General features: G+C 61.5%; 21 protein-coding genes. 5 read left to right on the top strand and 16 right to left on the bottom strand.

Features of this window, described 5'->3' with window-relative positions:
- Positions 1 to 27 precede the first annotated feature (27 nt).
- Together AB7M32_RS10965 and AB7M32_RS10960 are read left to right on the top strand one after the other, a co-directional pair.
- On the top strand, positions 28 to 972 hold the full coding sequence (locus AB7M32_RS10965) for an alpha/beta hydrolase (protein WP_454249897.1): 945 nt from the start codon (positions 28 to 30) through the stop codon (positions 970 to 972).
- 40 nt (positions 973 to 1012) lie between these two features.
- Positions 1013 to 1483, top strand: a complete 471-nt coding sequence (locus AB7M32_RS10960) for a MaoC family dehydratase (protein ID WP_060738857.1) — start codon at positions 1013 to 1015, stop codon at positions 1481 to 1483.
- A 107-nt stretch (positions 1484 to 1590) separates the two neighbouring features.
- Here the strand turns inward: AB7M32_RS10960 and AB7M32_RS10955 are convergent, their stop codons facing one another.
- The 4 genes from AB7M32_RS10955 to AB7M32_RS10940 all read right to left on the bottom strand — a co-directional run bounded on the left by AB7M32_RS10955 (position 1591) and on the right by AB7M32_RS10940 (position 5365).
- On the bottom strand, positions 1591 to 2454 hold the full coding sequence (locus AB7M32_RS10955) for an efflux RND transporter periplasmic adaptor subunit (RefSeq protein ID WP_060738858.1): 864 nt from the start codon (positions 2452 to 2454) through the stop codon (positions 1591 to 1593).
- 9 nt (positions 2455 to 2463) lie between these two features.
- On the bottom strand, positions 2464 to 2670 hold the full coding sequence (locus tag AB7M32_RS10950) for a DUF1656 domain-containing protein (RefSeq protein WP_003198565.1): 207 nt from the start codon (positions 2668 to 2670) through the stop codon (positions 2464 to 2466).
- Complete coding sequence (locus AB7M32_RS10945) at positions 2657 to 4657, bottom strand: FUSC family protein (protein WP_454249896.1); 2001 nt, start codon at positions 4655 to 4657, stop codon at positions 2657 to 2659. Before AB7M32_RS10945 ends, AB7M32_RS10950 begins: the two co-directional genes overlap by 14 nt.
- Positions 4658 to 4897: 240 nt before the next feature.
- The gene (locus AB7M32_RS10940; protein ID WP_072409698.1) at positions 4898 to 5365 is read right to left on the bottom strand and encodes a PA2169 family four-helix-bundle protein; all 468 of its coding nucleotides are present in this window, start codon (positions 5363 to 5365) and stop codon (positions 4898 to 4900) included.
- A gap of 206 nt (positions 5366 to 5571) precedes the next feature.
- Between AB7M32_RS10940 and AB7M32_RS10935 the strand changes: the two genes are divergently transcribed.
- Together AB7M32_RS10935 and AB7M32_RS10930 are read left to right on the top strand one after the other, a co-directional pair.
- On the top strand, positions 5572 to 5808 hold the full coding sequence (locus AB7M32_RS10935; protein WP_454249895.1) for a DUF3820 family protein: 237 nt from the start codon (positions 5572 to 5574) through the stop codon (positions 5806 to 5808).
- Between the two features lie 12 nt (positions 5809 to 5820).
- Positions 5821 to 7008, top strand: coding sequence for an aminotransferase class V-fold PLP-dependent enzyme (locus AB7M32_RS10930; RefSeq protein ID WP_454249894.1), 1188 nt, complete (start codon positions 5821 to 5823; stop codon positions 7006 to 7008).
- Positions 7009 to 7122: 114 nt separating this feature from the next.
- Here AB7M32_RS10930 and AB7M32_RS10925 read toward each other — a convergent pair whose 3' ends face one another.
- The 3 genes from AB7M32_RS10925 to zwf are packed head-to-tail and all read right to left on the bottom strand — an operon-like array spanning position 7123 to position 9975.
- The gene (locus AB7M32_RS10925; RefSeq protein WP_060738863.1) at positions 7123 to 7788 is read right to left on the bottom strand and encodes a bifunctional 4-hydroxy-2-oxoglutarate aldolase/2-dehydro-3-deoxy-phosphogluconate aldolase; all 666 of its coding nucleotides are present in this window, start codon (positions 7786 to 7788) and stop codon (positions 7123 to 7125) included.
- A gap of 17 nt (positions 7789 to 7805) precedes the next feature.
- On the bottom strand, positions 7806 to 8519 hold the full coding sequence (gene pgl, locus AB7M32_RS10920; RefSeq protein WP_072409692.1) for a 6-phosphogluconolactonase: 714 nt from the start codon (positions 8517 to 8519) through the stop codon (positions 7806 to 7808).
- On the bottom strand, positions 8506 to 9975 hold the full coding sequence (gene zwf / locus AB7M32_RS10915) for a glucose-6-phosphate dehydrogenase (protein WP_060738865.1): 1470 nt from the start codon (positions 9973 to 9975) through the stop codon (positions 8506 to 8508). The genes pgl and zwf overlap by 14 nt, the downstream gene beginning before the upstream one ends.
- Positions 9976 to 10171: 196 nt before the next feature.
- Between zwf and AB7M32_RS10910 the strand changes: the two genes are divergently transcribed.
- The gene (locus tag AB7M32_RS10910; protein WP_170842276.1) at positions 10172 to 11032 is read left to right on the top strand and encodes a MurR/RpiR family transcriptional regulator; all 861 of its coding nucleotides are present in this window, start codon (positions 10172 to 10174) and stop codon (positions 11030 to 11032) included.
- A 125-nt stretch (positions 11033 to 11157) separates the two neighbouring features.
- On the opposite strand, the gene AB7M32_RS10905 is transcribed toward AB7M32_RS10910, so the two are convergent.
- The 9 genes from AB7M32_RS10905 to AB7M32_RS10865 all read right to left on the bottom strand — a co-directional run bounded on the left by AB7M32_RS10905 (position 11158) and on the right by AB7M32_RS10865 (position 21912).
- Complete coding sequence (locus tag AB7M32_RS10905; protein WP_072409690.1) at positions 11158 to 12012, bottom strand: D-hexose-6-phosphate mutarotase; 855 nt, start codon at positions 12010 to 12012, stop codon at positions 11158 to 11160.
- Positions 12013 to 12278: 266 nt separating this feature from the next.
- Positions 12279 to 13625, bottom strand: coding sequence for a carbohydrate porin (locus AB7M32_RS10900; protein ID WP_454249893.1), 1347 nt, complete (start codon positions 13623 to 13625; stop codon positions 12279 to 12281).
- 132 nt (positions 13626 to 13757) lie between these two features.
- On the bottom strand, positions 13758 to 14918 hold the full coding sequence (locus AB7M32_RS10895) for an ABC transporter ATP-binding protein (RefSeq protein WP_060738868.1): 1161 nt from the start codon (positions 14916 to 14918) through the stop codon (positions 13758 to 13760).
- A 2-nt stretch (positions 14919 to 14920) separates the two neighbouring features.
- Positions 14921 to 15766: a carbohydrate ABC transporter permease gene (locus AB7M32_RS10890; RefSeq protein ID WP_003198539.1), complete on the bottom strand. Its 846-nt coding sequence runs from the start codon at positions 15764 to 15766 to the stop codon at positions 14921 to 14923.
- A complete protein-coding gene (locus AB7M32_RS10885) occupies positions 15759 to 16667 on the bottom strand; it encodes a carbohydrate ABC transporter permease (protein ID WP_092203916.1) in 909 nt (302 codons plus the stop codon). The genes AB7M32_RS10890 and AB7M32_RS10885 overlap by 8 nt, the downstream gene beginning before the upstream one ends.
- A 148-nt stretch (positions 16668 to 16815) precedes the next feature.
- Positions 16816 to 18117, bottom strand: coding sequence for an ABC transporter substrate-binding protein (locus AB7M32_RS10880; protein WP_060738870.1), 1302 nt, complete (start codon positions 18115 to 18117; stop codon positions 16816 to 16818).
- A gap of 116 nt (positions 18118 to 18233) precedes the next feature.
- A complete protein-coding gene (locus AB7M32_RS10875) occupies positions 18234 to 19493 on the bottom strand; it encodes a D-mannose isomerase (protein ID WP_454249892.1) in 1260 nt (419 codons plus the stop codon).
- Positions 19494 to 19721: 228 nt separating this feature from the next.
- Positions 19722 to 21191: an ATP-binding protein gene (locus AB7M32_RS10870; RefSeq protein ID WP_072409680.1), complete on the bottom strand. Its 1470-nt coding sequence runs from the start codon at positions 21189 to 21191 to the stop codon at positions 19722 to 19724.
- Positions 21181 to 21912 (bottom strand): response regulator, encoded by a 732-nt coding sequence (locus AB7M32_RS10865; RefSeq protein WP_212797267.1) that lies wholly within the window; start codon positions 21910 to 21912, stop codon positions 21181 to 21183. The genes AB7M32_RS10870 and AB7M32_RS10865 overlap by 11 nt, the downstream gene beginning before the upstream one ends.
- Positions 21913 to 22017: the final 105 nt, after the last annotated feature.

Raw genomic sequence — 22017 nt, 5'->3', positions numbered from 1 at the left:
CGTCTGACTTTGTGCAAAGGAATCGCCATGATCCACCAAACGTTCTGGCTGACCGCGACCGACCATAGCCGCCTGTTCGTCAACCAGTGGCTGCCCGAAACCGCCCCGTTGGCGGTGATCATGCTGGCCCACGGCATGGCCGAGCACAGCGGCCGCTACGCCCGCCTGGCCCAGGCGCTGTGCGACGCAGGCTACGGTGTCTATGGGATGGACCTGCGCGGCCATGGCAAGACCGGCGAGGAAGCGATGCTCGGCCACTTTGCCGACGAAGACGGCTGGGCCAAGGTCGTGGGTGATTTGGCCAGCCTCAACCATCACATCGGCCAGCAACATCCCGATACGCCCATCCTGCTGCTGGGTCACAGCATGGGCAGCTACATCGCCCAGGGATACCTGCTGCATCACAGCGCCAGCCTGCACGGGGCGATTCTCAGTGGTTCGAACTTCCAGCCGGTGGCGCTCTACCGCAGCGCGCGCCTGATCGCTCGCTTCGAACGCCGGCGCCAGGGTGCGACGGGGCGCAGTGCCTTGATCGAGTGGCTGTCGTTCGGCAGTTTCAACAAGAAATTCAAACCGACACGTACCCCTTTCGACTGGCTCAGTCGCGATCCGGCCGAAGTCGACAAGTACGTCCAGGACCCGCTGTGCGGCTTTCGCTGCACCAATCAACTGTGGGTCGACCTGCTCGGCGGCTTGCAGCAAATCAGCAAAGCGTCCAATCTCGCCCAGATCGATCCGGGCCTGCCCCTGCTGGTGATCGGTGGCGAATGTGATCCGGTGAGCGAAGGCAAGCGTCTGAAGGATCTGGCCGACGCCCTGCGCGACGCCGGCAGCCAGCTCCTGCAATTGACGATTTACCCGCAGGCCCGGCACGAATTGTTCAATGAAACCAACCGCGATGAAGTGACCGCCGACGTGCAGGCCTGGATTGCCCAGGCCCTGGACCACAAGCGGCCGCCACGCAGCGAGTAGGCTTGCAGCGTTTTCCTTTATTCCACAGGATCTGAAACAGATGACCCAGGTTACCAACACCCCTTACGAAGCCCTCGAAATCGGCCAGACCGCCAGCTACAGCAAAACCGTCGAAGAGCGCGACATCCAGCTGTTCGCGGCGATGTCGGGCGATCACAACCCGGTGCACCTGGACGCCGAATTCGCCGCGGCGAGCATGTTCAAGGAGCGCATCGCCCACGGCATGTTCAGCGGGGCGCTGATCAGCGCGGCGGTGGCGTGCGAGCTGCCTGGGCCGGGCACGATCTATATCGGCCAGCAGATGAGCTTCCAGAAACCGGTGAAAATCGGCGACACCCTGACCGTGCGCCTGGAGATCCTGGAAAAGATGCCGAAGTTTCGCGTACGCATCGCCACGCGTGTATTCAACCAGCGCGACGAGCTGGTGGTGGACGGCGAAGCCGAAATCCTCGCACCGCGCAAGCAACAGACCGTGACCTTGCCGACGTTGCCGGCGATCAGCATTGGCTAACAGCTTCTGCGTGACCTTGTGGGAGCGAGCTCGCTCGCGATGAGTCGGACCGTCGACCTCGATGGAGAATGTCAGGCCGCCATCGCGAGCAAGCTCGCTCCCACAAGTTATTGCTGGCCCTCCTGCACCTGCACGCTCGCCGTCATCCCGGCGCTCAGGTTCACGCCCTCCGGCACCTTGTCCAGCTTGATCCGCACCGGGATCCGCTGGGCCAGGCGCACCCAGTTGAAAGTCGGCTCCACCTCCGCCAGCAACTGCGCATCGGGGTTGGTGTTGCGGTCGGTAATGCCGCGGCTGATGCTTTCGACATGCCCCTCTAGCGCATGGCCTGCACTCATCAGCCAGATCTTGACCGGATCGCCCACACGAATCCTGGGCAACTTGGTTTCTTCGAAATAGGCCTGCACATAGAACGTCGAGTCGTCGATCAGCGCCATGACCGGCTGCCCGGCATTCACGTAGTTGCCTTCAGCCAGGCGCAGGTTGGTGATGTGGCCGCTGCGAGGGGCCAGGACCTGGCTGCGGGCCAGGTTGAGCTCGGCGACCTTGGCCTCGGCCTGGGCTTCGCGCAATTCGCCGCGGGCGATGCCGGCGTTGATCTGGGCGTTTTCCCGCAGTTCGGCACTGATGGCCTGGGGCCCCAGGGCGGCGCGGCGACTGGCTTCGTGTTCGCGCAGGCTCAGTTGCTGCTGGCGTGTCTGGACCACAGCCCGGGCCTTCTCCACCGCCGCCTCGAAACGCTCGCGGTCGATGCTCAACAATAGATCACCGGCCTTGACCTGCTGGTTATCCACAGCCTTGAGCTCGCGCACCCAACCCGACACGTCGGGTGCGATCACCACCACGTCGGCGCGGATCCGCGCATCGCGAGTCCAGGGCGTGAGCATGTAGTACTGCCACAGGTGAAAGCCGGCGAAGATCGCCACAGCCACCATGCACAGCGTGACGGCGACACGTACGGAAGTACGCATGTTCAACTCCTATAGCGGCCCGAGGACCACGGTAATAACAGTCAGGACACAGACATACAGGGCGCAGTCGAACAAGGCTTCATGCCAGATCCACCGCCCGGCCGGCACCAGGCTGAGCAACAGGCGCAGCGCGCCGGTCACCAGCAACGCCAGCACCACATAAATCAGGAACGGGCTGAGCAACACCCCGCCAATCGACCATTCACGCAAGCCCATGGCTGTGCTCCCGTCGTTCTGGTTCGTGCTGGCTGCACCAGGCGCGCCAGCTGTTTTGCAATTGCACCACCGCCCCCTGGGCCAGCTTCAGTGCATCGCTGGTCGGCTGGGTCGACAACACATTCAGGAATGCGGCGCTCGCCGGGGCCAGCGCATCGGCCTGGTCACCGGCCGGACCACGCTCGAGCACCCGCTCCAGCGCTTCGAAATAATGGCGCTGCGCCCGGGTATCGGGCACTTGGGCGACGGCCAGGCTCAGGCGCAAATGCAACAGCTCATCGCCGATGTCCAGGCCAAGCAAACCATCATCCCAACGGCTGCGCGACTGCACCGGCAGTTCAGGGTAATGCCTGGCCAGTTGCAACAGCCGGTCGGCCATGCGCCCGCCGAACCAACTCTCGGCCCCCGGCAGGCGGCGATGGGTCAGGCGCACCAGATCGTGAAGAGTCGCGGCCAGCAGACGGCGGCTATGCCAGGCCGGGTTGCGCAAAATCAGCAGATTGAAGGCCAGCACCGCCGCGCCCACGCCGATCATCATGGCCTGGGCGTTGTTGAAGAACGCTGCGACGTCGTATTTCATGGCATTGAGCGGTGAAATCAACACCACGAAATGCAGGCAGAACGACGTCGCCGTGGCGAAGATCTGCGGCTTGGCCATGCCCAATGCCCCGAAAAACAACGGCACGCCCATGGCCAGGCACAGCATCGCGAAACTGCTCCATTGTGGTAGCACGAGTTCGCCGATCACGAACGCCGTCGGCACGGCCAGAAAGATGCCCCGCAGAAAACTCATGCCGATCTGCGCGCCGTTTTCGCGACTGGCGAACAGGCTGCACACCACACACGTCAGTACCAGCGCACCCGATGCGGCGGGCCAGGCGGTCGCCAGCCAGAAACAGGCCACCGCCAGGAATGCCAGGGCGCTGCGCGCGCCGAAGACCATGGCCAGGGACAAGTCGCGATGGGGCGTCAAGGTGCGGGGTGGGTCCGCCGCCTCCCTGCCCTCCTGCACCGCCGTCAAGGCTGCGCAGGCGGCCAGGGCGGTATCGAGTAACAAGGCGAACCGCGCCAGGCAGTAGCTTTGCGCCGCACTGATCTGCGGATCGTGGGACGCATCCCACACCCTGGGGCGCAGGGCTTGCAGGGTCGCACTGTCGGCATCGAGGGCTTGCTGCACCTCGTTCATCCACGGCTGGAGCGCCACAGCTTCCTCGGGCTCGAGCTGCTTCCACTGTCGGCGCACCGAGCGCGAGATACGCAGCAGCATCAGCAATTTCTGGCTCAAGCCACTGATGGCCCGGGCTCGCTGTCGACCACGGCTGCCTTCGAACCAGGCATGTTCGCGCTGGGCATCCACCGCGACGATCCTGCCCAGAATTTCCAGCAACCCTTTACGGGCCTGGGCATCGCCCGCCAGGGTCGCACGGGCTGCCTGCATGCCACTCTGCCAGGCAGCCAGGGCCTGACCGGCCAGTTGCCGCTCGACCCGCAACGGCCAGATCAAGGCACTGGCCGCCGTGGCACAGACGATGCCCAGGCTGATCTCGGTGCAGCGCGCCACCGCTTGGTCAAACACCGCCAGCGGATGGGAAATGGCTGGCAGGGCAATGATCGCCACCGTGTAGCCGGCCAACACGAATGAATACGACCAGGCACTGCGCAGCAGCGTCGAACAGGCCGTGCAAAGGCCCAGCCAGAGCGCCAAGGCCAGCAGGAACAACCAGGGCGCCTGGGCAAACAGGCCCATGAACACCACCGACATGACGGTGCCCACCAACGTGCCGACCAATCGCGCCAACCCTTTCTGCACCACCATCCCGGACAGTGGCTGGGCGACGATGATCGCCGTCATCAGCGCCCACGACGGCTGCTCCAACCCCCAGCGCAACGCCAGCCACAACGCCAGCCCGGCGCCGAGCACGGTCTTGATGGCGAACTGCACAGCGAGGCGGTCGGGGGCGAACAAGGCCTGGAAGGTGATGGGCACGCGAAAAAACTCTTTGGGGGACGCCAATAACAATAGATGCAATGCGGAGGGATAGGTGGCGCAATTATTAGCTAGCTATCTATTAGAGTCCAGAGCTGATTATTGATGGATTCAACAACACACTTTTTCTGATTGAGGCTGAGTGAGCCAACCTGATTCGCCACAACAGCGTCACCTTCAATCCGAGCCCCAAACAAAAAAAACGCCAGGCAAGCTGGCGTTTTTTTAACTCAGGGCGTGTTAAGAGCGGGCACGCGCCTGGTTACGCAGAGCCTTGACCTGATCATGGTTGCGTTGCACACCATGGTACTGGCGCTCGACCAAGTCACGAATACCGACCAGGTTGTGCTTGTTGATTTTCTCCAGCGCCTCTTTGTAAGCCTTGAGCGCATGGTCCTCGCCTCGCTCGGCCTCGTTGAGCACCGCTTCTTCATCCTTCCCGGTGAACATGGATTTCACGTCCACCCAGCGACGGTGCAGGTCACCGGCGACGCTGGTGGAGGTTTCCGGATCACCGCCCAGCGAACGAACCGCGGCTTGCAGTTCGGCTGCCGCAGTAGCGCAATCGGCGGCACGCTGGACGAACAGCGTCTTGAGCTCTGGATGCTTGATGTCTTCAGCGCAGGTCTTGAACCCTTCCTGGCCATCCTTGCTGGTCTCGATCAGGTCGTTCAAGACGGAGATGGATTCTTTGTTGATGTCAGTCATTTTTCAGTTCCTTTGCTGGTGAATAAAAAACCTGCAAGGGATATTGCATCAGCCATGCCAGCCATCAATCGCAATATAATTACTTAAAAATCAAATAGTTAATAAACATCCTGAAATCTGTATCCGCGCTATTTGCATGATCTGTCATTTGGCCTGCATGCAGAATGCCTGTATTTTCAGGACAGGTTTGAATCAAGACGATTGCCATGAATCCAGAAAAGCTCGAGTTGCTCGTCACGCGTCAAATGCCCTTTGGTAAATACAAGGGCCGAATCCTTGCCGACCTGCCGGGTCAATACCTCAACTGGTTCGCTCGCGAGGGTTTCCCCCCCGGTGAACTCGGTGGTTTGCTGGCATTGATGCAGGAAATCGATCATAACGGTTTGTCCGACCTGCTGGACCCGCTGCGCGCCAAACATGGCCTGCCCAAACCTCGCCATTGACTGAGACCCACCATGCCCGAGAACACCCTGCGCGCCCACGATGAAGCCTTCTGGCGAACCTTCGTCGACCGCTACGACATCGACCCCGACGGGCCACTCAACCTGGAAAACGGCTACTTCGGGCGCATGTCCCGCACCGTGGTGGAGGAATACCAGCGCAACATCGAATTCATCAACCGCGGCAACTCGGTGTATGTCCGCCAGCGGTTCGACCGGGAACACGGCGAAGCCATTCGGCGAGAGGTGGCCCGGCTGATCCACGCCTCACCCCAGAGCGTGACGCTGGCCAACAGCGCGGTGGATGCCCTGCAAACGTTGATTCGCAACTACAACGGCCTCAAGCCGGGCGATCAAGTGCTGATCTGTGACGTGGAATATGCCTCGGTCAAAACCGCCATGCGCTGGCTGGCCCGCCAGCGTGGCGTGGAGGTGATCGAAATCGTCCACCAGCACCCCGCCAGTTTCGACAGCCTGGTGGGCACTTACCGCGAAGCGTTCATTCGCTACCCTCGCCTCAAGCTGATGGCGCTGACCTACGTCAACCACCTGACCGGGCTGGTGATGCCGGTCCAGGCCATTGCTGAGAACGCCCGGGAGTTTGCCGTCGATATCATCCTCGACGGTGCCCACGCCCTGGGCCAGATCGATTTCGACCTGAAGAAGCTCGGGATCGAATTTGCCGGCTTCAACCTGCAGAAGTGGATCGGCGGCCCGCTCTCCCAGGGTTTCCTGTACATCGCCCCGCAGCGGTTGGCCGACATCGACCCGGACATGGACGAAGACAACTACCCTGCCACCGACGTCCGCTCGCGCACGCCCCACAGCACGCCCAATATCCCGGCCTTGCTCACCCTGCCCCTGGTCTTCGAAGAACACCGGAGCCTGGGCGGCGCCTTGGCCAAAGGCGCGCGCCTCTGCTACCTGCGCGACCTGTGGGTGAATGCCGTGCGCGATCTGCCGGGCATTGAGGTGATGACCCCGGATGACCGACGGCTCTATTGCGGCATCACGGCGATGCGCTTCACCGCCCAGGCCGATCAACAGGCGATGGCCGATCGACTGCTCAATGAGCACGGGATCTTCACGGTGGTGCGCCATACCAGTGTCGGGCCGTGCATCCGCATTACCCCAGGGTTGATTACCTTGGCGAGTGATATCGAACGGTTGACCGAGGCACTGATCCATCTGAGCCGTACCTAGATCCCTGGCCACAGGAAATCTGTGCCAGCATAAAAACCCAGGCAAAAAAAAAACGGTGCGCCGACCAAGCGCACCGTAAAACCGTAGAACACCCAACGAGGTTCGGTAAAACAATCAGTCCAGCAGCGCCAAGGCCTCGGCGGTGCATTCCTGAATGCGGGCCCAGTCGCCGTTCTTGATCCACTCCGGATCAAGCATCCAGCTTCCGCCCACGCACATCACGTTTTTCAACGCCATGTAGCTCTTGATGTTGGCTGGGCTCACGCCGCCGGTCGGGCAGAATTTCACTTCGCCGAACGGGCCGCCCAAGGCCTTGATCGCCGCGACGCCACCGCTGACTTCGGCCGGGAAGAGTTTGAAGCGGCGATAGCCCAGGCTGTAGCCTTCCATGATGCCCGAGGCATTGCTGATGCCCGGCAACAGGGGGATGGAGCTGTAGACACTGGCTTCGAGCAGGTCACGGGTGATGCCCGGGGTGACGATGAACTGCGAGCCGGCCGCCTCGGCGGCGTCCAGCATGTGGCGGTCGAGCACCGTGCCGGCGCCGGTCACCAGTTCCGGACGCTGCTCGCGCAGCACCTGGATGGCCTTGAGGCCGTGTTGAGAACGCAACGTCACTTCCAGCGCCGTCAGGCCACCGGCGGCCAGGGCATCGGCCAGCGGCAGGATGTCCTGTTCACGGGCAATGGTGATCACCGGCAGGATCCGCGCCTTGGCGCAAAGGCTGTCGATCAGTGCAACTTTGTCCGCCATGGAAACGGTCGGGGATGGGTTTGTCATAGCGGCTGATCCTTGGTTCATGGGCACCAGTAAATCTCTAACGTAGGTTGCAAAAACGCACGGATCGGCATTTCGGCGACATCGTCACCTGCCACCGCAGCGTTCAGGGTGGTCAATTTCGACTGACCGGAAATCGACAGTACTTTGTGTTGCGCCGAAGCCAGCAAGGCGCGGCTCATGGTCAAGCGCTGGTGCGGCACGGTCGGTGCCAGCATCGGCCAGCATCGGCGTGCGCCATTGGCGTCCAGGGCTTGGGCCAGGTTCGGACTGTTGGGGAACAGCGAGGCCGTGTGCCCGTCATCGCCCATGCCCAATACCAGCACGTCGATGGGCGGCAATTCGGCCAGCAAACGATCGGCCTGCTCGGCAGCCGCTTCCAGGTGAGCGCTGGCGCTGTAGAGGCTCAGGAACTGGGCCTTGGCCGCCGCGCCTTGCAACAGGTAACGCTTGAGCAAACCGGCGTTGCTGTCGGCGTGTTCAACCGGTACCCAGCGCTCGTCGGCGAGGCTGACCACCACCTTGGACCAGTCCAGCGCCTGCTTGGCCAAGTGCTGGAAAAACGCCACCGGGCTGCGGCCACCGGACACCACCAGGGTCGCCGTGCCGCGTGCATCGATCGCATTGCGCAACTGCTCGGCCACGTTCAGCGCCAGGCCTTCGGCCAGCAGCACCGGGTTCTTGAATTCACGGGCGCTGACGCCCTGGGGCAGTTTCACTTCAGATATCGCCATACCATGACCTCCCATCCCGCGTGATCAGTGCAATGGAGCTCATCGGCCCCCAGGACCCAGCCGCATACGGCTTGGGCGCATCGCCGGATTTTTTCCACCCGGCAATCAACTGGTCACACCACGTCCACGCGGCTTCGATTTCATCTTTACGGACAAACAGGTTCTGATTGCCGTTCATGACTTCCAGCAACAACCGCTCGTAGGCATCGGGAATCCGCGCGCTGCGATAGGTGTCGGAGAAGTTGAGTTGCAGCGGACCGCTGCGCAATTGCATGCCCTTGTCCAGGCCCTGCTCCTTGGTCATCACCCGCAAGGAAATCCCTTCGTCCGGCTGCAGGCGGATGATCAGCTTGTTGCTGATCTGCAAACGCTGCTCGGGCGCGAAGATGTAGTGGGACGGTTCCTTGAAGTGGATGACGATCTGCGACAGCTTCTGCGGCATGCGCTTGCCGGTACGCAGGTAAAACGGTACCCCGGCCCAGCGCCAGTTGCGGATGTCGGCGCGCAGGGCGACGAACGTCTCGGTGTCGCTCTGGGTGTTGGAATTGGGTTCTTCGAGGTAGCCAGGCACCGACTTGCCCTCGCTGTGGCCAGCGATGTACTGGCCGCGCACCACCTGGGTGGTCAAGCCTTCCGGGCTGATCGGCGCGAGGGCCTTGAGCACCTTGACCTTCTCGTCACGGATGCTGTCGGCGGACAAGTCGGCCGGTGGGTCCATGGCGATCAGGCACAGTAGCTGCAGCAGGTGATTCTGGATCATGTCCCGCAGTTGGCCGGCCTTGTCGAAATAGCCCCAGCGGCCTTCGATACCAACCTTCTCGGCCACGGTGATTTCCACGTGGGAAATGTAGTTCTGGTTCCACTGGGTTTCGAACAGGCTGTTGGCGAACCGCAGCGCGATCAGATTCTGGACCGTCTCCTTGCCCAGGTAATGGTCGATGCGATAGGTCCGGTTTTCCGGGAAGAACTGGGCCACGGCGTCGTTGACCTTGCGCGACGACTCCAGGTCCGAGCCAATGGGTTTCTCCAACACGACCCGGGTGTTCTCGCTCAAGCCGACCTTCGCCAGGTTCTCGCAGATCGCCCCATACACCGCCGCCGGGGTGGCGAAATAGGCAATGACCTGCTGGGTCGAACCGGCCGCTTCGGCCAGGGCGACATAATCGTCGGCCTTGAGAAAATCCACGTGCAGGTAGGTCAAACGTGCCAGGAAGCGCTCGAGTACGGCTTCGTCCAGGTCCTTTTCGCCAACATAACGGCGCAGCTCGGCGGCGATGAATGCCAGGTGCTGCTGCTCGCCGCCGGGCTCACGGGCCAGCGCGATGATCCGCGTGTCCTCGTGCAACAATTGGGCGCCATCGAGCTGGTACAGGGCAGGAAAGAGCTTGCGCAAGGCCAGATCGCCCAGCGCGCCGAACAAGGCAAAGGTGCACGGTTCAACCGTAATCGAAGGCATGATGTTTGTTCTTTTATCAAGTTAAACTACAAATACCTTTTTTCAAGGTATCACTCAAGGAAAAATGTAGTAATAACCACAACATTTTTCGAAAATACCGATTCCGAGTGGTGGTCCGCCGGAGCCATCAGTAGGATAGGCCACCGCAAAGGGTCGTATCAAAGACCCGTCTTCCTAGGAATCTTGTATGGACCGCGTGCGAAACTTACTGGAACAGATCCAGAGTCGCCTTGAAGACCTGAACAAGGCCGAACGCAAGGTGGCCGAGATCATCCTGCTCAATCCGCAGCAGGCGACCCGCTTCAGCATCGCCGCCCTCGCCCAGGCGGCTTCGGTCAGCGAACCGACCGTCAACCGTTTCTGCCGCTCGTTCGGCGTCAGCGGTTACCCGGAACTCAAGCTGCAATTGGCCCAGAGCCTAGCCAGCGGCGCCGCTTATGTCAGCCGAGCGGTAGAAGCCGATGACAACCCGGAAGCTTATACCCGCAAGATCTTTGGCAGTGCCATTGCCTCATTGGACAGCGCCTGCCAGGCCCTTGATCCCAATTTGATCAGTCGCGCCGTGGACCTGCTGATCCAGGCCCGGCAGATCCACTTCTTCGGCCTCGGCGCCTCCGCCCCGGTGGCCCTGGATGCCCAGCACAAGTTTTTCCGCTTCAATCTGGCAGTGACCGCGCACGCCGACGTACTGATGCAGCGCATGATTGCGTCGGTGGCCCATACCGGCGAGCTGTTCGTGATCATTTCCTACACCGGCCGCACCCGCGAGCTGGTGGAAGTGGCACGCATCGCCCGGGAAAACGGCGCGTCGGTGCTGGGCCTGACTGCCGAAGGCTCGCCCCTGGCCAAGGCCAGTACCCTGAGCCTGAACATCCCCCTGCCCGAAGACACTGACATCTATATGCCGATGACCTCGCGGATCATCCAACTCACCGTGCTGGACGTGCTCGCCACCGGCATGACCCTGCGTCGGGGCGTGGACTTCCAGCCGCATCTGCGCAAGATCAAGGAAAGCCTGAATGCCAGCCGGTATCCGGTGGGGGATGAGTTCAACTGATTCGATCCAGAATCCTCGCCGCCTGATCGTCCGTCTTCGCGAGCAAGCTCGCTCCCCCATGGGTTTTGTGTGGGAGCGAGCTTGCTCGCGATGGGGCCAGCAGTCTCACCACCCTGCCCCCTGCATCAAGCCCCCACCCACGCCTGCAAACTCAAATGCGCCCGCTCCCCCGGTGCCAGGCAAAGGCTGTCAGTGCCACCACTGGCCGCCTCGACGCAGACAAATTCACTGACCTCGTCCCAACTCACCCCCAGCAACGGCCGCGCTCCCGGATGCCACACCACGGTGTCGGCACTGTCGCCGGTGTCGATACGCAATTCGCGCTGCCAGGCGTGGTCCTTGAGCTGCAATTCCCCCTCATGCTGGAACACCCGCTGGCAACCGCCCTCGACCCGCAACTCGCCTTCCTGCTGGCAAACCGCACGGCTCAACTGGTCGTAACCTTGGGCGCCTTCAAGCCCAGACAGCGCTACCTCACCGACGTCACCAATACGCCAATAGGCGTGCAAGGCCTGGCTCAACTGACACGGTTGGCTGTCCTGGTGCTCGGTGCTCAAGCGCAGTTCCATGCGCTCACCCAGGTCGGCGTGCAGGTCCACTTGCCAGTCGCACAATTGCAGTTGCCAGTGTAAATGCACACCGTCTTCATCACTGCGGCTGTCGAGCAGCTTCCAATCGATCAACCGCGCCCAACCGTGGGACGGCCAGGCGTTTTCGCTGGGATGGCGGCCATACCAAGGCCAACACACCGGCACTCCGCCGCGGATCGCACCGACGTGGGGCCATTTGGCCGCGCACCACAACCAGGGCTTCTGGCCTCGCGGCTGGAAGTGCAGCAACTGCGCGCCCTGGCGACTGAACACCGCTTGGCACAAGGGATGATCGATCACCAACACATCGCGTTGCCGATAGCGCTCCCACGCGAACACCGGGCGTTCGCGCAAGGATCTGAAAAAGCGTTGTAGCGGATGCTCATGCATGGGCCGCGGTCCTGGAGATCATTGAATACTCAACTAAGTACGACACTATTTTTGTGGCGAGGGAGCTTGCTGTGGGAGCAAGGCTTGCCCGCGACGAAGCTGACGCGGTTTGCCTTGGAACCGAGGCGCCTGTATCGCGAGCAAGCTTTGCTCCCACAGCTCCCTCGCCACAGGTTCCGCATTGACCATGCGCTTCCCAAAAAAAAGCGGACAGCCTTGGCCGTCCGCAAATATGCGCACATAGAGAGGAGCTTATCGCAACAGCGTTAGAACACCGACTGAATTTTCAGGCCGGCCACCAGCGCGTTGTCGACTTCATCCACACCGCCCGGGTGAGTGATGTACTGCAGGTTCGGACGCACGGTCAGCCAGTTGGTCACGTGGACACCGTAGTTGAGTTCGTAGTTGTACTCAGTGCTACGCAACGGTGCGAACAGCGGATCGTTATAGTCGCTGACACCATTGGCATCGTTGGTCAGCTCGGCGTTTTTCTTCACGTCTTCGTTGACATGGATGCGGGAGAAACCGATGCCGATGTCATCTTTTGGACGCGCATCGAATGGCCCCTTGTACACGAACATCAGCGACTGATAGTTGTCGACGACGTTGGTGTCCTTGTCGTGGAAGGTCGCGTTGGCGGCGATGTTCAAGCCGCGGGACGCGTCACCGTTGTGGGTGGTGAGTTGTTGCTGTGCCACGAACCAGTAGCCATGCTTGCTATCGTGGCTGCGATAGGCGTTACCGGTGGTTGCGGCATCGTCACCGTTGTCATCTTCACGGACGTCATCGGCATTGGCCGTGCTCTTGTAGTAACCCACACGGTACTCACCCGGCAGGTTGTTGACCTTCGGCGACCAGACCAATTCAACCGGGATCACGGTGCCCTTGGTACCACTGCCGCTGAGTTTGAAGCCGTTACCGTGTTCCAGTTGCGAGGGGTTCTGGTTGTACGCACCGATTTGCGCATAGAACTCAGGCGTGAGGTTGTACTTCACACGGATCGCGGCCTGGCTGACGGGCCAGTTGTACCAGATATTGGTAGCCCAGTTACCGACCTGGGAGCCGCAGAAGGCCAGGTTCTGGAACTCGCAAGGGAAGGTGTTGAAGTCCTCGCCTTCGCCGAAGTAACCGGCCTTGACGTCCAGCTTGCCGTCGAGGAACTGGTGCTTGATCCACAACTGGGTCAGACGAACCATGTGGCCACGGCCGTAGACTTCCTGGGAGGAGCTCAAGGTCCCGGCACGCGGATCGCCGACACGGTCGTTGGAGATGTTCTCGCCATTACGATTGGTCAGCTGGATCTTGGCCTGGGTGTTATCCCAACCCCACAGCTTTTGCAGGTCCAGCGCCACGCCCAGACCAAACTGGTCGGAGTAACGCGCGGTCTTGTCGTTGTTGTAGCCGCCATGCAGGTTGCCACCGACTTCACCGACGTAGTCGGCCTTGATGTCGATACCCTGCTCGATCAGCTCGGTACGCTTACCACCCCAGTCACCCGTCATCCACGGCGAGTCGGCGCTGAACGCGTCGGCTGCGTGTGCGCTACCGGCCAGCATCATCGCCGCAACGGCTGACAACTGGCAGATAAGCTGGGCGTTGTTTTTCTTTTTCATCCCTACATCCTCGTCTTTATTTATTGTTATTAACTGTTTTTATCTAACGCGGTTTACAACGATTGCGGCGAATGTCCCCATCCACCGCATACTCCTTTCCTGTGGGAGCAAACCTGCTCCCACACTTATTCTTCACCGGCCCTTGAACTGCGCTACGTTTGCAGTCCGGGCATCTGTCTGCGGCTGGCCGGCCACGCCCAGGCGTTCGCCGGACTGGGCATCGAACAGCAGCACTTTCGATGGATCGAATTGCAGCGTCAGGGTCTCCCCGACTTGCGGCGCCACGTCCGGCGCCAGGCGGCAGCAAACCTTGGTGTCGTTGAGGCTGACGAACACCAGGGTGTCCGGCCCGGTAGGCTCGGTGACCTGCACTTCGGCGCGAATGGTCGGCAAGCCATTGGGCTCGCTGCCCGCCAGCATGATCTGCTCCGGGCGCATGCCCAGGATCACTTCGCGGTCTTCCAGGCCGGCGTCCTGCATGCCCATCGGCAACTCGCAACGGGCCTGGCCGCTGTCGAGCAGCGCCAGCAGGCGGCCGTCCTTGCGTTGCAGGCGCAGCGGGATGAAGTTCATCGGCGGCGAACCGATGAAGCTCGCCACGAACAGGTTGGCCGGGTTGGTGTAGATGTCTTTCGGGGTACCGAACTGCTGGATGATCCCGTCCTTCATCACCGCCACTTTGTCGCCCAGGGTCATGGCTTCGATCTGGTCGTGGGTCACGTAGACCGTGGTGGTCTTCAGACGCTGGTGCATCAGCTTCATTTCGGTACGCATCTCGACCCGCAACTTGGCGTCGAGGTTGGACAGCGGTTCGTCGAACAGGTAGATCTTCGGCCGCCGCGCGAGCGCCCGGCCCATGGCAACGCGCTGTTGCTGGCCGCCGGAAAGCTGGCCGGGCTTGCGATTGAGCAGGTGTTCAATCTGCAGCAGCTTGGCCACGCGATTGACTTCTTCGTCGATGGCCGACTGATTCATCTTGCGGATTTTCAGGCCGAACTCGATGTTCTCGCGCACGCTCATGGTCGGGTACAGTGCGTAGGACTGGAACACCATGGCGATGTCGCGATCCTTCGGGCTCATGCCGCTGACATCCTGGTCACCGATCATGATCGCGCCGCCGGTAATGGTCTCGAGGCCGGCGATGCAGTTCATCAGCGTCGACTTGCCGCAGCCCGAAGGGCCGACGAGGATCAGGAACTCACCATCCTTGATCGACAACTCGATGTTCTTCAGGGTGTCCGGCAGGCCGGCACCATAGGTCTTGTTTACGTTGCGAAGTTCAAGCGTTGCCATGATTACCCCTTGACTGCGCCAGCCGTCAGGCCGCGCACGAAATACTTGCCTGCGACCACATAGACCAGCAGGGTCGGCAGCCCGGCGATCATCGCCGCCGCCATGTCCACGTTGTATTCCTTGGCCCCGGTACTGGTGTTGACCAAGTTGTTCAGCGCCACGGTGATGGGTTGCGAATCACCGCTGGAGAACACCACGCCGAACAGGAAGTCGTTCCAGATCTGCGTGAACTGCCAGATCAGGCACACCATGATGATCGGGGTGGACATCGGCAGGATGATCCGCCGGAAGATGGTGAAGAAACCCGCACCGTCCAGTCGCGCCGCCTTCACCAGTGCATCGGGAATGCTCACGTAGTAGTTACGGAAGAACAGCGTGGTGAACGCCAGGCCATAGACCACGTGCACGAACACCAGGCCCGTGGTGGTACTGGCCAGGCCCATCTTGCCGAGGGTGAACGAGGCCGGCAGCAGGACCGTCTGGAACGGCAGGAAGCACCCGAACAGCAACAGGCCGAAGAACAACTGCGAACCGCGAAAACGCCACATCGACAACACGTAGCCGTTCAAGGCACCGATGGCGGTAGAGATCAGCACCGCCGGAACGGTGATCTTGATCGAGTTCCAGAAGTAGCCATCCACCGTGGCCCAGGCCTTGACCCAGCCGATGCCGCTGACCACGGTCGGCCAGCTCAACAGGTTGCCGGTACTGATGTCTTCCGGCGTCTTGAAGCTGGTCAACAACATGACCACCAATGGCACCAGGTAAAGCAGTACGGCGAGGATCAGCACCGCGTAGATCGCGATGCGACTCAGGCTGATGGAAGGTTTGGCAGCGAGACTAGTCATGACGCTTGGTCCTCAGCTCGGAGTACAGGTAAGGCACGATGATTGCGAGGATCGCACCGAGCATCAGGATTGCACTGGCCGAGCCCATGCCCATCTGGCCGCGACTGAAAGTGAAGGAATACATGAACATCGCTGGCAGGTCGGAGGAATAACCCGGGCCACCGGCCGTCATCGCCGCCACCAGGTCGAAGCTCTTGATCGCGATGTGCGCCAGGATCATCACGGCGCTGAAGAACACCGGGCGCAGGCTCGGCAGCACCACTTTCCAGTAGATGCGCGGCATGCTCGCGCCATCGATCTGCGCGGCACGGATGATCGATTGATCGACACCCCGCAGGCCAGCCAGGAACATCGCCATAATGAAGCCCGAGGCCTGCCACACCGCCGCGATCACCAGGCAGTACACCACGCGGTCCGGGTCGATCAGCCAGTCCAGGCGGAAGCCTTCCCAACCCCAGTCACGCAACAATTTGTCCAGGCCCATGCCCGGGTTGAGCAGCCATTTCCAGGCCGTACCGGTGACGATCATCGAGAGCGCCATCGGGTACAGGTAAATGGTGCGGATGAAACCTTCGCGACGAATGCGCTGGTCGAGAAACACCGCCAGCAGCACGCCGATCACCAGGGTGATGCCGATGAACATGCCACCAAAGAGCACCAGGTTCTTGCTCGCCACCCACCAGCGGTCGTTGTCCATCAGCCGCGCGTATTGCGCCAGGCCGGCCCATTTGTAGTTCGGCAAGAACGTCGAGGTGGTGAACGACAGGACGAACGTCCACAAGATATAGCCATAGAAGCCCACCAGAACGATGAACATGCTCGGCGCCAGCACCAGTTTCGGGAGCCAGCGCTGCAATACATCGAACGGCGAGGCCTTGCTGAACACAGCAACAGAACTCATGGGAAGATCCAAAACAAGGTTACAAGGGCATCCCTTTGTGGGAGCGAGCTTGCTCGCGATGACAGTGTGTCAGTGACTCATCTGCTGCCTGACACTTCGCTATCGCGAGCAAGCTCGCTCCCACAAGGGACCGGGACCGCGGCGCAAATTACTTGGCAGACTGAACCGCTGCGCCCAGTTTCTTCGCAGCATCAGCCGGATCGGCTTTCGGGTCGTTGATGTAGTTGGTCACCACGTCAAAGAACGCACCCTGTACCGCCAGCGTGGTCGCCATGTTGTGCGCCATGCTCGGTTGCAGGCCGCCGGACTTGGCGTCCGTCAGGAAGTCCTTGGCCGCGGTCTGGGCGCAGGAATCGAAACCGTACTTGGCCATGTCGCCCAGCATGTCGTTGCGCACCGGGATCGAGCCCTTGTTGATGCTGAAGACCTTCTGGAAGTTCTCACCCAGCACGACCTTGGCGATATCCTGCTGGCCAGCCGCGGTGCCCGCGTCCTTCTGCTTGAACACCGCCAGGGAGTCGATGTTGTAGGTGAAGGCCTTGTCGGTGCCCGGGAAGGCCACGCACTCGTAGTCCTTGCCGGCGACTTTCTTCGCCGCGGTCCACTCGCTCTTGGCCCAGTCACCCATGATCTGCATGCCGGCCTTGCCGTTGATGACCTTGGCCGCTTCCAGGTTCCAGTCCTGGCCCTTGCCATCGGCGTCCATGTAGGTCGCGACTTTCTTCAGTTCGGTCAGTGCCTTGACCATTTCCGGACCGGTCAGGGCCTTGTTGTCCAGGTCGACCAAGGCCTTCTTGTAGCCATCGGCCCCCATCACCGAGAGCACCACGGCTTCGAACACGGTGCTGTCCTGCCAAGGCTGGCCACCGTGGGCGAGCGGAATGAAGCCCGCAGCCTTGAGCTTGTCGCCGGCCGCGTAGAATTCTTCGAGGGTGGTTGGGTTCTTGGTGATGCCGGCCTTCTTGAAGACTTCCGGGTTGATCCACAGCCAGTTGACGCGGTGGATGTTCACCGGCACGGCGACGTAGTCACCGTCGTACTTCACGGTATCGGAGACTTTCTTGTCGAGCAGGCTGTCCCACTTCTCGGCCTTGGCAACGTCCTTGAGGATGTCGGTGTCGAGCAGCCCGGTGGACGCCCATTCCTGGATGTCCGGGCCCTTGATCTGGGCGACACCCGGTGGGTTGCCGGCCACGGCACGGCTCTTGAGCACGGTCATGGCAGTGGAACCGCCACCACCGGCGACAGCGCCGTCCTTCCAGGTAAAGCCGTCTTTCTCTACCTGGGCCTTGAGCACATCGACCGCGGCTTTTTCACCACCCGACGTCCACCAGTGGACGACTTCCACGGAACCTTTGGATTCGGCGGCAAGGGTGGTGACAGGGAAGGCTGCGACGGGAAGCAGGGAAGCAAGAGAAATGACAGTAGCGAGGCGAGAAATCGCATTCATCTAGAATTACCTTTCTTGTTGTTATGCATGCAAGTCTGGTGCTTGCGCTGCATGGATTCTAATCAGAGGGAATCCCTTCGCAGGTAACGAAGGGACGTGCAAATGTCACGACATGGTTACACAGGCGCAGGGCTGGATAACCGCGCCAGGGCTGACGCCATGCTCGGTGCCAGGGGCAGGCGCGGGATCAGGACCGCCTGCCAGGCGTGATACAGGTCCGGCTTGCCCGGCCAGATATCGGCGCTGGGACGGTTTTGCGGATCGAGTTCGTGATGCCAGCTGCCGTTGCAGCGATCGATGAAATGTTTGTCACAAAACTCCCAGAAGCACCGGTACCAGGCTTCGTACTTCGCCTCGTCGGTGCGTTTGAGCAAGGCGCTGGCAGCCGCCGCCGCTTCGGCGTGGACCCAATGCAGGCGGTGACGAACCACCGCGCGGTTGTCCCAGTCCAGGGTGTAGACGATGCCCGGCGCGCCATCGACGTCCCAGCCATGGCGGCAGTTCTGGTCGAAGAGTTTTTGCGCGTCCTGGGCCAGCCACCCTGGGGTCAGCATGCCGATCTGGACCCGCGCGGCTTCAAGGTGCAGAAGCAGCCGCGCCCATTCGAAACCGTGGCCGGGAGTGGTGCCGTAGGGACGGAAACCATCGGCGGGATTATCGTGGTTGTATTCGCGCAGCGGCTGCCAGTGGCGGTCGAAATGCTCCACCACCAGGTAGTCATTGGCGGCGGCATGGCCGTGGATCACCCGCTCGACGATACGCAGGGCACGGGCCAACCAACGAGGATCGTCGGTAGCATCGGCCAGGGCAAGGAAGGCTTCGGTGGCGTGCATGTTGCTGTTGGCGCCGCGATAGGCCTCTTCCTCGCTCCAATCGCGGTTGAAGGATTCGCGCAACGCGCCCTCCTCCTCACACCAGAAATGCTCATCGATGATCCGTACCGCTTCGTCCAGCAACGCCCCAGCGCCAGGACGCTGGGCCACCACCGCGGAACTGGCCGCCAGGGCAACGAATGCATGCAGGTAGGCCGCCTTGCCAGCACCGTCTTCATCAGGCCGCGTCGTGGCGAACCAGCCACCGTGCTCGGCGTCGCGCAAACGGCCATTGAGTGCCTGGATACCGTGGTCCACCAACTCGGCAAAACCTGGCAGGCCCTGGATGTGAGCCATGGCGAAGCTGTGGGTCATGCGCGCGGTGTTCATGGTTTCGGCCCGGGCATCGGCCGGCAGGCGCCCAAGCTCATCCAGGTTGCCAAAGCCGTCCGGCAGCTTCGAGGCCTTGGCGAACGCCAGCAGCCGCAAGCCTTCATCGGCAAGCCATTGCTGGTGGGCAGGCGCATTCAGCCAACTGCTGAAGGCCGGTTGGAAGGTGTCCATCGAGGTACCTTTTTTGTTGTTTTGACGCAGGGAGTCTAAACAAGGGATGGCCGGCGACAGGTAACGAAAGGGGCGAGTTATGTCACCGACTTGTGACATTTGACTGAGGGAGATGGATTGAGACGACTGGCGCCATCGCGAGCAAGCTCGCTCCCACAGGGGTTTTGTGAACGCCGAAGATCCAGTGTGGGAGCGAGCTTGCTCGCGATGAACGATAACGCGGTCCGATCAATCCACACTGCGAGGCAACTGCAAGGTCACCCGCAATCCACCCTCACGCAGGTTCTGCAGGCTCACCTCACCCCCATGGCTGTGGGCGATGTTGCGGGCGATGCCCAGGCCCAGGCCATAGCCCTGCTGTTGCCCGGCGAGGCGGAAGTGCGGTTCGAAGACTTGCTCCAGGCGCTGTTCCGGCACCCCCGGCCCTTCGTCGTCAACGTGCAGGATGAACGCGGTTTCATCGTCGTCGATGTGCAAGTGGGCGTTCTGTCCGTACTTCAAGGCGTTGTCGATCAGGTTGCCGATGCAGCGCTTGAGCGCCAGCGGCTTGCCGGGATACGGCGCCAGCGCCCGGCCATCCTGGGTCACCCGGCCGTTGCCGTTAGGCGCCAGGTAAGGCTCGACCAGGCAATCGAGCACATGGTTGAGGTCCACCGGCTCGATGTTTTCGTGGATGTCGGTGTCCTTGACGCATTGCAGCGCACCTTTGACCAGCAGCTCCAGCTCATCCAGATCACGGCCGAACTTGGCTTGCAGGTTTTCGTCCTCCAGCAGCTCGACCCGCAGCCGCAATCGAGTGATCGGTGTGCGCAAGTCGTGGGAAATCGCGCTGAACAACTGGCTGCGCTCCGTCAGGTAACGGCTGATGCGTTCGCGCATGGCATTGAACGCTCGCCCCACCTCCACCACTTCGCTGCCACCGCCCTCGGCCACCGGTTCCACTTCGGCGCCCAGGGACATGTCGCGCGCGGCCCGGGCCAGACGCTTGAGGGGCCGGCTCTGCCAGTGCACCAGCAAACCGATGAACAGCAATAACAGGCTGCTGGTGAGCACGATGAAACCGACCTGTTGCTTGGGCAAGTCTTGTTCTTCGAGGCTGGTGTAGGGTTCGGGCAGCAGCGAGGCGATGTACAGCCATTCCCCCGGCGCCATCTGGATTTGCGTGACCAGCACCGGCGGATTCACCGGTTCCAACGTCAGGGCATAGTGGGCCCACGAACGGGGCAGCTCATCGAGCTTGAGCCCGGCGTTGAAAATCCGCAGGTCGTCGGGGCTGACAAACGTCACCGAGATGTCGGCGTTGGCGCCCAAGGAGCGACGCAGCACTTCATCCACGGCCTTGAGCACCGCTTGCTTGCGCGGCGTCACCGGTAGCACGTCCATGCCCAGGGGCTTGTCGTTGAGGGTGACGACGAACCGCGTACCGCCCATGCTGCGCAGTTGGTCCAGCACCAATGGCCGGTACGCCACTGGCAGCGAACGCAAGTAACTGACGCTGGCGGTCATCGAATGGGCCAGGCTACGGGCGCTGGTGACCAGGCCTTCGAGCTGGGTGGCGCGCAGTTGCGAGACCCAGATCAGGCTGGACAGGGTCTGGGCGAACAACACCACCAGCAAGGTCAGCAGCAGCATCCGGCCCAGCAACGAGTGCGGTACCGGCACCCGCCGGGCGATTTTCCTGACCCAGTCAATGCCCATTGCTGGCAACCACACTGGCCGCCAGTTGATAACCGCTGCCACGCACCGTGCGAATCAGCCGCGGTGGTTTGTCGGTGTCACGCAGGCGCTGGCGCAGGCGACTGACCGCCATGTCGACGATCCGGTCCAGGGGCATCAACTCACGACCACGGGTCGCATTGCCGATGGTGTCGCGGTCAAGGATTTCCTGGGGATGATCGAGAAACAGCTTGAGCAGGGCGAAGTCGGCACCGGAGAGGATCACTTCTTCACCGTCGGCGTGGAACAGCCGATGGCTGACCATGTCCAGCCGCCATTCATCGAAGGCCAGCACTTCGCCGCCGGAGCGTTCCTGGCCGAATTGCGCCCGGCGCAGCAGCGCCTTGATGCGCGCCTGCAATTCACGCGGGCTGAAAGGCTTGCCCAGGTAATCATCGGCGCCCAGTTCAAGGCCGATGACCCGGTCGGCCTCGTCGGAACTGGCGGTCAGCATGATGATCGGCACATGAGCCTGGCGTGGGTGCTGGCGAACCCAGCGGCACAGGCTGAAGCCGTCTTCATCGGGCAGCATCACATCGAGGATCACCAGGTCGCTCGGCGCATCGTTGAACGCCTGGCGAAACCCGGCGCCGTCGGGCGTGGTCCGCACCTGGAACCCCGCACGACTGAGGTAGGTGTCCAGCAGTTCGCGAATCTCCTGGTCGTCGTCGACCAACAAAATCGATTTGTTTACTGAACTCACGGGCCTCGTCCTTGTTGTTTGGATTGGGGCGATTATGCCTGATGGACAAGGCCTACAAACACACCACAAAAACTCTGTGGGAGCGGGCTTGCTCGCGAAAGCGGT

This window comes from Pseudomonas sp. R151218B TE3479, assembly GCF_053629195.1.
This window is presented reverse-complemented; position numbering and strand designations above follow the sequence as displayed.